The following is a 13,978-nucleotide window of genomic DNA, read 5'->3' as shown; positions in this document are numbered from 1 at the left end:
ATATTATCAGTCGAGAACTGAATTTGTATTCTTAAACGATACGGTTATTACTGTTCCGGCAGAAACGGTTGCGCCCTTTTCGGTCGATTGACGATAAGCAACAACATTTGATGCCGACAAGTTAATACCGCTTATTTCAATATTCAAACTATTTTCACTTGCAAGAGCGTTTGCCTCGCTAATTGTAAGTCCCGAGAAATCAGGAACAGTTACGGTTTTCTTTTCTTCCTTTGTTGTATAAAGAACAACCGTGCCGTTTGTCGGAATAGTTGACGATGATGCAGGTGATTGACGAACAACCTTTTTACCGTCACCGATAACCTTGCATTTTAGGTTCTTTGAACCAAGTACAGACTTTGCTTCGCCAACCGATTTGCCGATTACATTAGGTGTATAGACAGAAAGGTTTTTGCTTTCCTTTTCGTCATATTCAGGCTCAATGTTCATCTCCTGCATACAAGTTTCTACAACCTGTGCTGCAATCGGAGCACAAAGAGCACCACCGCCCAAGTCCTGATTCGGCTCATCCATAATGATAATCATTGCAACTTGCGGATCGTCCGACGGAGCAATCGCAGCAAACGAAACAATGTACTTTGTCTTGTCGTTTGTTGACTCTGCAAGTTTTGTTGATGTACCTGTTTTGCCTCCGACACGAAAGCCGGCAACATAACCGTTTTTACCCGTACCGTTGTCAACAACAGATTTCATCATACCTCTTACTTTTTTTGAGGTGTCCTCGCTGATAACTCGTCTGATTTCGGTCGGTTGAGTTTTCTTGACCGTATTACCGTTTGCGTCAACAACATGGTCAACAACATACGGCTTCAAAAGTTTTCCGCCGTTTGCAATTGCACAAAGACCTGTGCAAAGCTGGATAGGTGTCAAGCTGTTTGACTGACCAAATGAAGCAGATGAAAGCTCAACAAGTCCGTATTGATTTTCTTTATAATACTGTGAACCGGCTTCACCCGGAAGGTCAATTCCTGTTTTTTGTGTGAATCCAAATGCTTCAAAATATTTGAAATAATTGTGCACACCGAGTTTTTGACCGACTGTGATGAAGAACGGGTTACACGAATTTTCAAGTCCTTGAGTAAAAGTTTCTGTGCCGTGTCCCGGATGATAGTGACATCTCATAACATAATCCTTTACACGGATTGAGCCTGTGCAGGTATAAGTTGTGTTGAGATTAACTATATTTTCCTCAAGTGCCGCTGCGGCAATAAAGGTTTTGAAAACCGAACCCGGCTCATATGTACTTGATGTTACAAAATTGTTCCACTGATTTTGAATAGCCTCTGATTTTGCGGCGATTTTTTCATCTTCATCAGTGATTTTTTCAATAGCCTTGATATTTTTTGAATATGTAAGTTTATACGGCTCGTTGCAGTCATAATCAGGAAGTGAAGCCATAGCAAGCACACCGCCTGTTTTGCAATTCATAACAACACCGTAAGCACCCTTTGCCTTATACTCATTCATTGTTGCGGAAAGATTTTTTTCAAGTGTGTACTGAACATTTTGGTTGAGAGTAAGCACAAGAGAATTGCCGTCTACTGCGTCAATTGAAGTTTCGTAATCCGTTGGAAGATTGTGCTTTTGAGCGTCTTTTACGGTAATAATTCTGCCGTTTGTTCCTCTAAGCTCATCTTCGTAATAATACTCCAATCCATAAAGCCCCTGATTATCTTCACCTGTAAAGCCAAGAACATTTGAAGCAAATTCGCCATACGGATAATAGCGTTTTGTGTTTTGCTCCGTGCCTATCATATTCGAAAACTTGTTTTTGATTTTGAAAGCAGTAATTTCTTCCTTTATATCATTTTCAACTTGCTCGGCAATTATAACATAATGGGTGTCTTTTTTGCTTTTTTTCAAAAGTTCCGCCTTGCCCTCATCATCAAGTTTCAAGATTTTTGCAAGACCGTTTACGACCTTATCTCTGCTTTTATTGGTTATGTTCTTTGAATCAAGGAAAATGTCCCAAGTTGTTGCAGATTGAGCAAGAACATTGCCGTCGCTGTCATAAATCGAGCCACGCTTTGCCGGAATTTCGGAGTCTGAAAGTTGCTGACTTTCCGCCTTTGCAGAGTACTCGTCACCTTTAACGGTTGAAATATAAAACACCCTGAATGCGTCAAGCGAAAAAAGGAAAGCGATAACAACAGCCAATATTGTAATTCGCTTTAAACCTTGCTTTTTAAAATCGGTTGCCATTGTCATCACCTCGTTGTCATCAAAATTCGTGCATTTTTGCACGCCTATAAAAAAGCATTTTAGAGAGTAGGAAAATTTCCGACTCTCTTATATAGTACGCTGTATAATTTTATTTATTACTCAACTGCCTCTCGGCAAGAGTTTTGTTTTGATTTATCTCTTTAATATAGTTTTGTTTAAACTGTTTTACATCCATATATTGAATTTGATTGGATTTCATCTTTGTCATATGAAGTTTGTTAACTGCATAATCATCAATCATACTGATTGAAACCATAGTGTCAAGTTCGCTCTGCAAGCTGATATTTTCGCTTTGAGCATTTGAAATATTTGTTTTAACAGACGATATTTCTCGTGTCAATTCATTTTTTACGGCAAATGAATATATAGTTAAGCCAACAAAGCCGATTATCATAGCAGCAACAACAAGAAGTGCAATTGCTCTTTTTGTGCACAAAGCCTGTTCGTGCTTGATTTGAGTTGATGCTTTTACGCTATCGTTTTCACGAACTCGAAGTCCTCTTTGTTCTTCAGGATAATCCTCTTCTCTATGCTTTGGAGCAGTAGAAGAACGAGAAAGATTGAATCCGCTAATCATATAAGCTGTGTCATTTTGATACGAATATCTGCGAAAATCATTTGCATTTGTCACTATATTCACCTCCACAATATATAATGTAATTAATAATTATAATTAATACTTTTCAAAGCAACGAAGTCTTGACGACCTTGCTCTTGGATTTTCTTCAAGTTCTGCCTCTGTCGGTGCTTTTGACTTGAACACAAGTTTGCCGAGCGGTTTATTGCCACAAACACAAACAGGAAATTCTTTTGGGCAAGTACAAGGATTCACCCATTTGTTGAATTTTTCTTTAACTATTCTGTCCTCAAGCGAATGGAATGTTATAACCGAAATTCTGCCACCCGGAGCCAAACAATCAAGCGCTTTGTCAAGCGTTTTGTCGAGGACATCAAGTTCGGCATTAACCTCAATTCTCAATGCCTGAAATGTCTTTCTTGCCGGATGAGAATCACGCATTTTTGCTTTTGGATACGATGCTTTGATAATATCCACAAGTTCGCCCGTTGTTTCAATCGGCTTGTCCTGTCTGAAAAGGACAATGTTTTTTGCGATTCTGCGAGAGAACTTTTCTTCTCCGTATCTAAAAAGAATGTTGGCAAGTTCTTCCTCTCCGTAGGTATTCACCACATCCTTGGCACTCATACCCGATTTGCTCATACGCATATCAAGCGGTGCATCCTTGTGATACGAAAATCCTCTGTCTGCTGTATCAAGCTGGAAGGAGCTTACTCCCAAATCAAGCAGCATTCCATCAATAGATGCCACATTTAGCTCCTTCAAAACTTGATCCACATTAGAAAAGTTGTTTTGAACAATAGTGACATTCCCCAAATCATCCAGACGCTCGTGAAGGACCTTGATCGCATCGGGATCTTGGTCAATCGCAATGAGTCTGCCGGCTTTTTGTGCAATGGCTTTTGAATGTCCGCCACCGCCTGCCGTACCGTCAACTATTGTTTTTGTGCTGTCAATATTGAGCGAATCAATAGATTCGTCAAACAAAACGCTCTTGTGTACAAATTCCATATCAGATACCTATACCGTTGAGCTCGTCCATAATGTCGATAACTTCTTCCTTGCTGATAGAAGCAACCTGATCTTCAAATTTGGCTTTGTTCCAAATTTCAATATGGTTGATGTTACCGAAAACAACCGCTTCTTTTTCACCCGCAAGAGCAACCTTGTCCTTAAGGCGTTCGCTGATGAGAAGTCTGCCCTGCGAATCAAGATTCACCTTATCTGCCGATGATACAAGATACATAGAAATCTTTTTCTTCTTTTCAGTCGGGAGTTTGCTGTTTTGAACATTGTTCAAAAGTTCTTCCCACTGATCTTGCGGATAAAGCGAAATGAAATCACCGAGTCCGAGAGATGCAACAAATTCTTCGCCGAGGCGGGAACGCATATGAGAAGGAATAGCAATACGGCTTTTTGCATCAAGCTTATGCACACGATAGCCATACAAATAGTTATCCATTTTGCTTCCTCCTCTCGAAAAATCGGTTGTGTTCCCCACAAATTCTTTAAAATTAGGGATAAAAGTGTTTTGAAAATACACTTTATGGGGTTGCACCCCACTTTATTTACATTATAATAATATCTCACGACTAAGTCAAGAGTATTTTTCTATAAATCCAAATTTATTTTCTGCTGATAAAATAACCATAATTTTGCAGATATTTTTTTACAATTTAATAGTTTTTTACAATATTTCAAATTGCCAAAGCATCTTTTATATGTTATAATGTTTTTATTCTACTATTAAAGAAAGCTATGGTGATTTGTATGGAAGAAAGAAAAACCACCTGGGGTGAAAAAATCGGCTTTGGCGTAGGTGCAATAGGTCTTGATCTAAGCTACGGTATGTTTTATTCATTCCTAAGTTACTATTTGTCAAGTGTTTTGGGGCTTAAAGAGGGATTCTTGTTGCTTCTGACCCCACTTGCAAGAATTTGGGACGGTATCAACGACCCTATGATGGGCACAATCGTTGACAACACCCGCACAAAACACGGCAAATACAGACCGTGGATTTTGATAGGCGCTATGTCTAACGCAGTTGTTTTGTTCTTATTGTTCACAAAATTCGGATTGAGCGGAACTGCACTTTATGTTTACATCGGTATTATGTATGTGCTTTGGGGTATGACCAACACAATGGCTGATATTCCGTATTGGAGTATGATTCCGAGTTTCACATCTGACCCTAAAGACAGAAACCTTGTTTCAACAGTTGCAAGAACTTTCTCCGGCTTAGGTCAAGGTATTGTAACAGTTGCTTCTCCTATCATTTTGCCTTTGCTCTCAACAGGTATTAAGACCGACAAGGGTTACAGTGCAACAGGATTTTCAAGATGGGCAGGAATTCTTGCAATTATGCTTGTATTGTTCTCTGCTATCTGCGTATTCAACACAAAAGAAAAGAATGTTGTTTACGGCGAAAAGACAAAATTCTCATTCAAAAAAATCTTTTCTGTTATCAAAAGCAACGACCAGCTTGTTGTATTTATGATATTCGCTATGCTTTCAAATGCCGGCTGGTATTTGACATCGGGAACTGCTGTTTACTACTTTACAGATGTACTCGGAAATCCAAAGGCACAATCATTGTTCCAGACAATCGGTGCAGTCGGTTCTGTTCTCGGTCTTTTGGTTATTCCGATTCTTTCAAAATGGTTCAACAAAAAGGTTATCTATCAAATTTCACTCATTGCCACAATCGTTGGTTACGTTTTGATGTACATCTTTGGTCCTGTTCTCAAGATGACTATCGCACTCGACATTGCATACATTATTTCGTCAACAGGTATTGCTGCAATGTTTGTTGGACAGACAGTATTCCTTGCAGACATTGTTGACTACGGCGAGTTCAAAAACGCAGAAAGAAACGAATCAATCACATTTTCTATGAAGGGATTTTTACAGAAAATGGCATACACCATTCAAACTCTCGTTTTGTTTGGCGGTTTGGCAGCGATGAACTACAACGAACAAATCACCTCTGCAACAAAGCAAATCAATGACACAACAAAAACAGGAATCGGCATCATCTGCTTTGCTGTTCCTCCTGTACTCATCTTGATTTCGCTCATTGTGTTCACTGCAAAATTTAAACTCCACGGCGACCTTGCCGACCAAGTGCACGACCACATCGTTACAAAGCGTGCAAGCGAAGCAGAAACTAACGAATAATAACACTTAACGGCATAACAAAAAGCGTATCGAAATTCGATACGCTTTTATTGTTTCTATTTGGTTTATAATCAGCCAAGCAATTCTTTAAGAATTCTTGTTACTTCACTTGACGGAGCTTTGCCCTTGAGTGCTCTCATTGACTGACCGACAAGGAAGTTGAAGGACTTGTCCTTGCCCTCTTTATATTCTGCAACAGCTTTTTCGTTGTTTGCAATAATTTCTTCAATAACAGACTGAATTGCACCTGTGTCGGATACCATTTCCATATTGTTTGCCTTGACATATTCCTCAGGAATTACATCATCATCAAACACTGCCTTGAGCACCTTTTTTGCAGATTCACGAGAAACCTTGTTTGAATTTACAAGATTGATAATTTCACCGAGGCTCTCTGTTCTGAAAGAAATGTTTTCAGGAAGAGTCTGGGTATCATTCATAAGTTTCATAAGGTCGCCCATAATCCAGTGAGCCGAATCCTTTGGATTCTTTGTAATCTCAACTGTTTTATCAAACAATTTTGCATATGCCTTATCGGAGCAAAGAATGTTTGCATCGTATTCCGTAAGAGAATATTCGCTGATATATCTTGCTTTCTTGGCTTCAGGGAGTTCAGGGAGCGATGCTCTGATGCCCTCGATATACTCATCCGAAAGTTCAATCGGAGGAAGGTCAGGCTCCGGGAAGTACTTGTAGTCCTGTGCGTCTTCCTTGCTTCTCATTGAAGTGGAAACGCCCTTGCTGTCGTCCCATCTGCGAGTTTCCTGCACAACCTTGCCACCGTCCTCGATAAGCTCGATTTGGCGTTCGGTTTCAGCCTCGATAGCGTTATGAATACCTCTGAATGAGTTGATATTCTTCATCTCTGTTCTTGTGCCGAATTCGGTTGCGCCCTTTTCCATAACAGACACATTTACATCGGCACGGAGCGAGCCTTCCTGCATCTTACAGTCCGAAACACCGCAGAACTGAAGAATTGCACGGAGCTTTTCAACATATTCAACTGCCTCATCGGCACTTGCAATATCAGGCTCTGACACGATTTCCAAAAGAGGCACACCGCAACGGTTGTAGTTTACAAGGGTGCTGTCTGTCCACTCATCGTGAACGAGCTTTCCTGCGTCCTCTTCCATATGAATTTCATGAATTCTAACCTTCTTTTTGCCGCCGTTTACGCTATCGTTAATCTCAACCCAGCCGTTTCTGCAAATTGGAAGATAAAGCTGTGAAATCTGATAAGCCTTTGGCAAATCAGGATAGAAATAGTTTTTTCTGTCAAACTTATTATACTGTGTAATCTCGCAATTGAGTGCAAGACCTGTGCGAACCGCAAATTCAACAACTCTCTTGTTTACAACAGGGAGAGTTCCCGGCATACCGGAGCAAATCTCGCAAACATGAGTGTTTGGCTCACCGCCGAATTCCGTTGTGCAGTTGCAAAAAATCTTTGTTTTAGTGGCAAGCTCTGTATGAACTTCAAGACCACAAACGGTAATATAATCCATATTTACTGCCTCCTATTAAAGATTTGGTTTTCTTTTATGCCATTCGGTTACATTTTGATAAGCATAGCCGGCTGAAAGAATTGTTTTTTCGTCAAACGGTTTACCGATAAGTTGCATACCGATTGGCATTGAATTTGTATCAAAACCGCAAGGAAGTGCAAGTGACGGCAAGCCTGCAATATTAATCATTACTGTGTAAATATCGCCAAGGTACATTGCAAGCGGGTCAGAAAGTCCCTCGCCCATCTTAAGCGCTGTTGTCGGAGCAACAGGACCGAGGAGAAAATCATACTTTTGGAACGCTTCATTGAACGCCTTACAAATAAGACCCTTTGCCTGAAGTGCTTTCTTATAATAAGCATCAAAGTAGCCTGATGAAAGCACGAAGTTGCCAAGCATAATACGCTTTTTAACTTCCATACCAAAGCCCTCCGAACGGGACTTGAAGTATACATCAGTAAGATTGAAAGCGTCCTTTGACTTATAGCCGTACTTGATGCCGTCAAAACGAGAAAGGTTTGAGCAAGCCTCTGCACAAGCTATAATATAATAGGTAGGGATTGCATATTTTACGATTGGCATATCAAACTCTTCAACATCTGCGCCGAGATCTTTGAGAGTTTGTGCGGCAGCTTTTACGCTCGCTGCAACTTCCGCACTGATACCCTCGCCAAAGTAATCGTTCGGAATACCGATTTTCTTACCCTTGAGGTTATCAAGTTTTATATCGGCAAGGTCAAAAACTTCGCTTTCCATTGAAGTGCCGTCCTTGACATCCTTGCCCTTAATTACATTGAACACACCTGCAACATCGAGAACATCTTTGCCAAGAGGTCCGATTTGGTCAAGTGATGATGCGTATGCAATAAGACCGTAACGGGATACAGCGCCATAGGTCGGCTTAAGACCTGTTACGCCGCAGAATGATGCAGGCTGACGAATTGAACCGCCTGTATCCGAACCGAGAGCAATAAGGCTTTCGTCAGCGGCAACAGAAGCTGCCGCACCGCCCGATGAACCGCCCGGAACTTTTGTTACATCCCACGGATTTTTTGTTGGACCGTAAAATGATGTTTCGGTTGTTGAGCCCATTGCGAACTCGTCCATATTAACCTTACCGAAAGGAACCATATCAGCATCATTGAGCTTGTTGATAACGGTTGCGTTATACGGAGGCTTGAAGTTTGAAAGAATTTTTGATGAGCAAGAAGTCAGCTTACCTTTTTCGCAGATATTGTCCTTGATTGCAATCGGAACACCTGCAAACAATGATGTGGCTTCGCCCGAATCAATCTTCTTTTGAACACGCTCTGCCTTCTGTAGAGCAGACTCTTTATCGAGTGAAACATAGCAGTTATAAGTGCCGTCATTTTGTTCAATAGCCTTTGCAACACTTTCCACTGCATCCATAGATGTTATTTCTTTATTCTTAATTTTTTCTGCAACCTGAAGGGCAGTCATTTCATAAATTTCCATTCTATTCCCTCCTTAGTCCACAGTCTTTGGCACAACGAAACAGCCATCCTGACTTTCAGGAGCATTGGCAACAATTTCGTCTGCCGACATTGACGGCTGAACCTCGTCTTCTCTCATAACATTTGTTACAGGGAAGCAGTGGCTCATAGCCTCAACGCCGTCTGTATCAAGCTCGTTGAGCATATCAATGTAGGTGAGAATGTCTTGAAGTTCGTTGCCGACTTTCTTTTCCTCGTCTTCCGTCAATGTGATACGAGCCAATTTTTCAAGATATTTAATTAAATCAGGAGTAATTTGCATTATATTTGCCTCCAAAAATTATTTGTCCTTTTCAACCGGTCTGCGAAGCTTAATGTGAGTTTCACGAAGCTGAAGTTCGGTTACATAGTTTGGTGCACCGAGGAGCATATCCTGTGCGTTGCTGTTCATAGGGAAAGCAATGATTTCACGGATATTTTCTTCATCCTTAAGAAGCATAATCATACGGTCAACACCCGGTGCCATACCTGCGTGAGGCGGTGCACCATAGTGGAATGCGTTATAAAGAGCGCCGAACTTCTCCTTAACAGTATCCTCGCTGTATCCTGCCATTTCAAAAGCCTTAACCATAACATCAGGTCTGTGGTTACGAACAGCACCCGATGAAAGTTCAACACCGTTACAAACAATGTCGTACTGATAAGCCTTGATTTTTGTTGGCTCTTCATTGAGAAGTGCGTCCATCTCGCCCTGTGGCATTGAGAATGGGTTATGTGTAAAGATGAGCTGACCGTTTTCGTCACGCTCAAACATTGGGAAGTCTGTGATGTAGCAGAATTCAAATCTGTCCTTATCAATAAGGTCAAGACGGTTTGCAAGCTCTGTTCTGATCATACCTGCAAGTTCATTGACAACCTTTGGTGTGTCGCAAATGAAGAACAATGTGTCGTCTGTCTTGAAGTTGAAGATTGAGCGAAGCTCCTCTTTCTTATCATCAGGAAGGAACTTATCAATAGGACCTTTATATGAGCCGTCCTCAAGAACTTCAATATAGCCAAGACCCTTCATACCGATTTCAAGTGCGTACTTGAGCATCTTTTCGAACCAGCCCTTTGACTGCTTTGCACAACCCGGTACATTGATACCACGAACAGGTCTGCCCTTGAATGCCTTGAATTCTACGTCAGAGAAGAACTCTGTAAGGTCAACAATTTCAAGAGGGTTACGGAGGTCAGGCTTGTCTGTACCGTACTTAAGCATAGCCTCTTCATAAGGAATTTTTACAAATGGCTTTGGAGAAATTTTCTTTCCTCCGCCAAACTTTTCAAAAGTATCATAGAGAACTTCATCGGCAACCTCAAATACATCCTCTTGAGTTGCAAAAGCCATCTCAAAGTCAAGCTGATAGAATTCGCCGGGCGAACGGTCGGCTCTTGCGTCCTCATCACGGAAGCAAGGTGCAATCTGGAAGTATCTGTCAAATCCCGAAGTCATAAGGAGTTGCTTAAACTGCTGTGGTGCTTGTGGCAAAGCGTAGAACTTGCCCTCGTGCTTACGAGATGGAATGATGTAGTCACGAGCACCCTCCGGTGATGAACAAGTCAAGATTGGAGTTGTGATTTCGGTAAAGCCGAGAGAGGTCATCTTCTGACGAAGATATGAAACAACCTGGCTTCTGAAAATAATGTTGTCGTGAACCTTTTTGTTTCTCAAATCAAGAAAACGATAAGAAAGACGAACATCCTCACGGGTTTCTCTGCTTTCGCTGATTTCAAAAGGCAAATTCTCTGTGCAAGGATTGAGCACCTTGAGAGTGTCAACCTTTACTTCAAGTTCACCTGTTGCGATTTTTGGATTGATTGTTTCTTCATCACGCTTAACAACAACACCCTCAACAGAGATGACGCTCTCTTTGCGAAGATGGTTGATAAGGTCATCATCATTTACAACAACCTGTGTTACACCGTACTCATCTCTGAGGTCAATGAATGCAACACCGCCGTGGTCACGTATTGTGTCTACCCAACCTGCAAGCTGAACTCTTTGGTTGAGGTTATCAAATGTAAGCTCGTTACAGTTATGTGTTCTGTATGCCATAATATAATTCCTTTCATGGAAAATTCTGAATAGATATAAAAATCCATATTAACGCTAATATTATAGCACAGTTATATTGCCACTTCAACAACTATTTTATATTAATTATATATAAATATATAAAAATACAGATAACCCTAAACAGGATTATCTGTATAAATTTACTGTTTTTCGTATAAACCGGTTGCCTTGTTGAGTTTGTAAGTCGTTTCGTTGCAGGAATCATCAGACATTTTGCAATATGTGTCTTCGTCTGCGTAGTAATACTTATCATAATCGGCAATCGCAGAATTATTTGCAAATATTTTTGCACCGTTTTCATCAAGGTTCAAATAGTAATCATAAATTGCATTTGCGGCAAGGGTGTGAGAGTAGTTGAACCTTCTAATGTCACCGTTGCTTTTGATTTTTATCGTTTTTAAGTTAAGCACAAGTTCATCGTGATAATTATTACCGACGACCCTATAAAGTTCTTCTTGGGCATCTGCATTTCCGCTTTTTGCAAGGGAGATGAGATACGGCACGGAACTGTCGGAAAGGTCGGCAATGTTGCCCACATCAAGATTTTCAAGCGTGTGATTATTGTATGCCTTGATGTTGTAATCTGCAATTCTTGCATCCACATTTGAATAAGAAATCGCTATCAAAAGAGCGGAGCAAAAAACGATAATCGTTTGCATATACGGCACTTTCGGTGCAAAGATGTGGACAATAAGCATCACAATCACAACAAGCATCATAAGCATAAAAGCAAACACCAAAATGCGATTTTTTGAAAGTCCGTAAACACTGACATTCATCACCATTTTTTGCATTGCCACGATTACAAGCAGTGCTGAAAATACGGACACAAAGGTACAAAGTGCCTTTAGCAATTTGCCGTTTTTGCCTTTTACAAAAGCAAAGATTATGCCGATAATAGCTAAATTGATTGCACAAACCGTGCACATCTCATAAAATCCACGGCGGGCAAATTCCGAAGCGGTATTTTTGTAGCCCTCCGGCAAAATATAGGAAAACGCACTGAAGAAATACGCAAGCTGTGAAAATAGATACAAAAGATAAGTTGCAGAAATCACGCACAAAAACGAAGTGAAAACCGTGTACGGCAAACTCTTACGCTTTTTCAGCTTGCCTTTTTCGGTCGCAGAATTCTTATGTCTTAAAGAAAACAAATAAGAATAGCAAAGCGGAATCAAAATCAAAGTTACAACAAGTTCGCCCATATATGAAGCAAATTTTGAAACCACACCGCTGACAAGTCCTTCAAACGCCGCATCCGACTTTACAAGAAGCGGAACAACGGCACACAAAACAGGAATTGCAAGCAGCACTCCGACAAGTGCGGACAGCGACTTTTTGTCTTTTTTCTCCCCTGCTTTGACCGAGCCGACAACATCGGGCATTGCCCTGAACACTCCACAAGTTAAGGCTTTGAGCGAAGCGCTCATTATTTTATACGAGCCGAATTTTTGCTTTTCGTCTGTATACGACACGCAATAGAGCACATAAAGTCCAAGTGCCAAAATCGGCATCAAAAACTGCGTTATGCTGTCGTTATAGAGAGTTACGGGAATTGAGGACGCCACGCCCAGAACTCCGTAAACAACGCCTATCAGTGACGGCTTTTGATTTTTGCCAAGCAAATACACCGTTGAAAATGCAAAAGAAAGCACATACGCAAGTGTAAATCCCAAATCTATTGCTTTGGCAAAAAGCACAAAATCAACAAACACAAAGCACAATGCAAGCGCCACGGGAAACAAAAATTTGTCCTTTTTATCAAGTGGCGAATATTGTTTTTCAGTCATAACAACACCTCACAAACAATCAGTTTTAATCAGGCTGATATTCAAGAATATCGGCAGGCTGACAATCGAGTTCTTTGCAAATTGCATCGAGCGTTGAAAAGCGAATTGCCTTTGCCTTGCCTGTTTTGAGAATTGACAAATTAGCCTGCGTGATGCCCACACGGTTGGCAAGTTCAAGCGAGGACATCTTGCGTTTTGCAAGCATAACATCCAAATTAACTACAATCATTTTGCCCTCCTATATTGTCAAATCGTTTTCTTCTTTAAGTTCAATCGCTTTTGCAAAAATCTTTTTGACGACTTTCAACAGCAAAGCCATAAAAAGTTCAGCAAGCAAAAGCATTACGAACAAGACAACATAAGTGTCAATACGCAAAACAACTGACGCAACAACTGCCGCAAGGCTGACAACACTTGCCGCCAAACAGCAATAGCTTATTTTATCGAGATACTTTGTTGTTTTAATTTCAAACACTTCGTTTTTCCTAACGACAGTCAAAAGTTTATCAATAAATGCGAGTGCCACATATCCCGGCGGAAGCGAAAGCAAAAATGTGTAAAGTACTACAAAATATTTTTCCTCTACTCCATATATGGCTTTTGTTCCGTGCATTCCTAAAAATTGAAGCATATACAAAATAATTGCGGCAACAGCCAAAGCAAAATAACAAATCTTAATTATCACTTTTAACGCTATTGTGGTTTTATCGTTATACATAATTCTACCTCCGTTGGTATCTTTTTCATTGTTATACCACGAAAATTATCGTTTGTCAATAATTATTTATCATTTTTCAAACATTATTTGGCAAATAGCAAAAAGAAAAAGGGACTAAAATCAGTCCCTTTGAGTGTATTTAAATAATTATTTTCAACACGCTGTAGGCTGTTGAGAAAGGTTCTGAATTTCGTTTTCTTGCGAAGGAAGATGTATATAAATACCTCGACTGAGCAAAAAACGAAAAACGCCAAAAATGCTGTAAGTTCGATACTTACAGCATTTTTTAAACCCCACCGTCAACACTTCGTGTTGCCACCTTTACTGCGTAGACGCCCCCTTTTGTCTGCGTTGCAGACATTTCCCCCGATTAACGGGGGAATCACCTTTTAAAAAA

Annotated in this window: 12 protein-coding genes; 1 reads left to right on the top strand and 11 read right to left on the bottom strand. The window is 40.5% G+C overall.

Translation table 11 applies throughout. The annotated features are described in order from the left end of the window. Positions 1 to 6: 6 nt before the first annotated feature. The 4 genes from B5D29_RS02350 to B5D29_RS02335 all read right to left on the bottom strand — a co-directional run bounded on the left by B5D29_RS02350 (position 7) and on the right by B5D29_RS02335 (position 4,280). Complete coding sequence (locus B5D29_RS02350; RefSeq protein WP_159443377.1) at positions 7 to 2,220, bottom strand: penicillin-binding transpeptidase domain-containing protein; 2,214 nt, start codon at positions 2,218 to 2,220, stop codon at positions 7 to 9. A 109-nt stretch (positions 2,221 to 2,329) separates the two neighbouring features. Next, positions 2,330 to 2,872 carry a hypothetical protein gene (locus tag B5D29_RS02345; protein WP_078767974.1) on the bottom strand — a complete coding sequence of 181 codons (543 nt, stop codon included), beginning with the start codon at positions 2,870 to 2,872 and terminating at the stop codon, positions 2,330 to 2,332. Between the two features lie 42 nt (positions 2,873 to 2,914). Beyond that, positions 2,915 to 3,829: a 16S rRNA (cytosine(1402)-N(4))-methyltransferase RsmH gene (rsmH, locus tag B5D29_RS02340; protein ID WP_078767973.1), complete on the bottom strand. Its 915-nt coding sequence runs from the start codon at positions 3,827 to 3,829 to the stop codon at positions 2,915 to 2,917. A gap of 1 nt (position 3,830) precedes the next feature. After that, positions 3,831 to 4,280: a division/cell wall cluster transcriptional repressor MraZ gene (locus B5D29_RS02335; protein ID WP_078767972.1), complete on the bottom strand. Its 450-nt coding sequence runs from the start codon at positions 4,278 to 4,280 to the stop codon at positions 3,831 to 3,833. A gap of 308 nt (positions 4,281 to 4,588) precedes the next feature. Between B5D29_RS02335 and B5D29_RS02330 the strand changes: the two genes are divergently transcribed. Then, a complete protein-coding gene (locus B5D29_RS02330; protein WP_159443376.1) occupies positions 4,589 to 5,995 on the top strand; it encodes a glycoside-pentoside-hexuronide (GPH):cation symporter in 1,407 nt (468 codons plus the stop codon). Positions 5,996 to 6,066: 71 nt separating this feature from the next. On the opposite strand, the gene gatB is transcribed toward B5D29_RS02330, so the two are convergent. The 7 genes from gatB to B5D29_RS02295 form a co-directional block, all read right to left on the bottom strand. Continuing rightward, entirely contained in the window at positions 6,067 to 7,500 is a 1,434-nt protein-coding gene (gene gatB, locus B5D29_RS02325) for an Asp-tRNA(Asn)/Glu-tRNA(Gln) amidotransferase subunit GatB (protein ID WP_078767970.1), read from the bottom strand. A 15-nt stretch (positions 7,501 to 7,515) separates the two neighbouring features. Further along, the gene (gene gatA / locus B5D29_RS02320) at positions 7,516 to 8,976 is read right to left on the bottom strand and encodes an Asp-tRNA(Asn)/Glu-tRNA(Gln) amidotransferase subunit GatA (protein ID WP_078767969.1); all 1,461 of its coding nucleotides are present in this window, start codon (positions 8,974 to 8,976) and stop codon (positions 7,516 to 7,518) included. A gap of 12 nt (positions 8,977 to 8,988) precedes the next feature. Continuing rightward, on the bottom strand, positions 8,989 to 9,276 hold the full coding sequence (gene gatC, locus B5D29_RS02315; protein WP_078767968.1) for an Asp-tRNA(Asn)/Glu-tRNA(Gln) amidotransferase subunit GatC: 288 nt from the start codon (positions 9,274 to 9,276) through the stop codon (positions 8,989 to 8,991). Between the two features lie 18 nt (positions 9,277 to 9,294). Next, positions 9,295 to 11,052: an aspartate--tRNA ligase gene (gene aspS, locus B5D29_RS02310; RefSeq protein WP_078767967.1), complete on the bottom strand. Its 1,758-nt coding sequence runs from the start codon at positions 11,050 to 11,052 to the stop codon at positions 9,295 to 9,297. Positions 11,053 to 11,213: 161 nt separating this feature from the next. Beyond that, entirely contained in the window at positions 11,214 to 12,863 is a 1,650-nt protein-coding gene (locus B5D29_RS02305) for a DUF4153 domain-containing protein (RefSeq protein WP_078767966.1), read from the bottom strand. Positions 12,864 to 12,888: 25 nt separating this feature from the next. Beyond that, positions 12,889 to 13,092 carry a helix-turn-helix domain-containing protein gene (locus B5D29_RS02300; RefSeq protein WP_078767965.1) on the bottom strand — a complete coding sequence of 68 codons (204 nt, stop codon included), beginning with the start codon at positions 13,090 to 13,092 and terminating at the stop codon, positions 12,889 to 12,891. 9 nt (positions 13,093 to 13,101) lie between these two features. Further along, entirely contained in the window at positions 13,102 to 13,581 is a 480-nt protein-coding gene (locus B5D29_RS02295; protein ID WP_078767964.1) for a DUF2975 domain-containing protein, read from the bottom strand. Positions 13,582 to 13,978 lie beyond the last annotated feature (397 nt).

Source organism: Eubacterium coprostanoligenes (assembly GCF_900167205.1).
Taxonomy (GTDB): Bacteria; Bacillota; Clostridia; order Oscillospirales; family Acutalibacteraceae; genus Eubacterium_R; species Eubacterium_R coprostanoligenes.
This window is presented reverse-complemented; position numbering and strand designations above follow the sequence as displayed.

Coding starts and splice junctions, on each gene's coding strand:
- B5D29_RS02350 (WP_159443377.1), bottom strand. CDS start 2,220: ATGGCAACCGATTTTAAAAAGCAAGGTTTAAAGCGAATTACAATATTG.
- rsmH (WP_078767973.1), bottom strand. CDS start 3,829: ATGGAATTTGTACACAAGAGCGTTTTGTTTGACGAATCTATTGATTCG.
- B5D29_RS02335 (WP_078767972.1), bottom strand. CDS start 4,280: ATGGATAACTATTTGTATGGCTATCGTGTGCATAAGCTTGATGCAAAA.
- B5D29_RS02330 (WP_159443376.1), top strand. CDS start 4,589: ATGGAAGAAAGAAAAACCACCTGGGGTGAAAAAATCGGCTTTGGCGTA.
- gatB (WP_078767970.1), bottom strand. CDS start 7,500: ATGGATTATATTACCGTTTGTGGTCTTGAAGTTCATACAGAGCTTGCC.
- gatA (WP_078767969.1), bottom strand. CDS start 8,976: ATGGAAATTTATGAAATGACTGCCCTTCAGGTTGCAGAAAAAATTAAG.
- gatC (WP_078767968.1), bottom strand. CDS start 9,276: ATGCAAATTACTCCTGATTTAATTAAATATCTTGAAAAATTGGCTCGT.
- aspS (WP_078767967.1), bottom strand. CDS start 11,052: ATGGCATACAGAACACATAACTGTAACGAGCTTACATTTGATAACCTC.
- B5D29_RS02305 (WP_078767966.1), bottom strand. CDS start 12,863: ATGACTGAAAAACAATATTCGCCACTTGATAAAAAGGACAAATTTTTG.
- B5D29_RS02300 (WP_078767965.1), bottom strand. CDS start 13,092: ATGATTGTAGTTAATTTGGATGTTATGCTTGCAAAACGCAAGATGTCC.
- B5D29_RS02295 (WP_078767964.1), bottom strand. CDS start 13,581: ATGTATAACGATAAAACCACAATAGCGTTAAAAGTGATAATTAAGATT.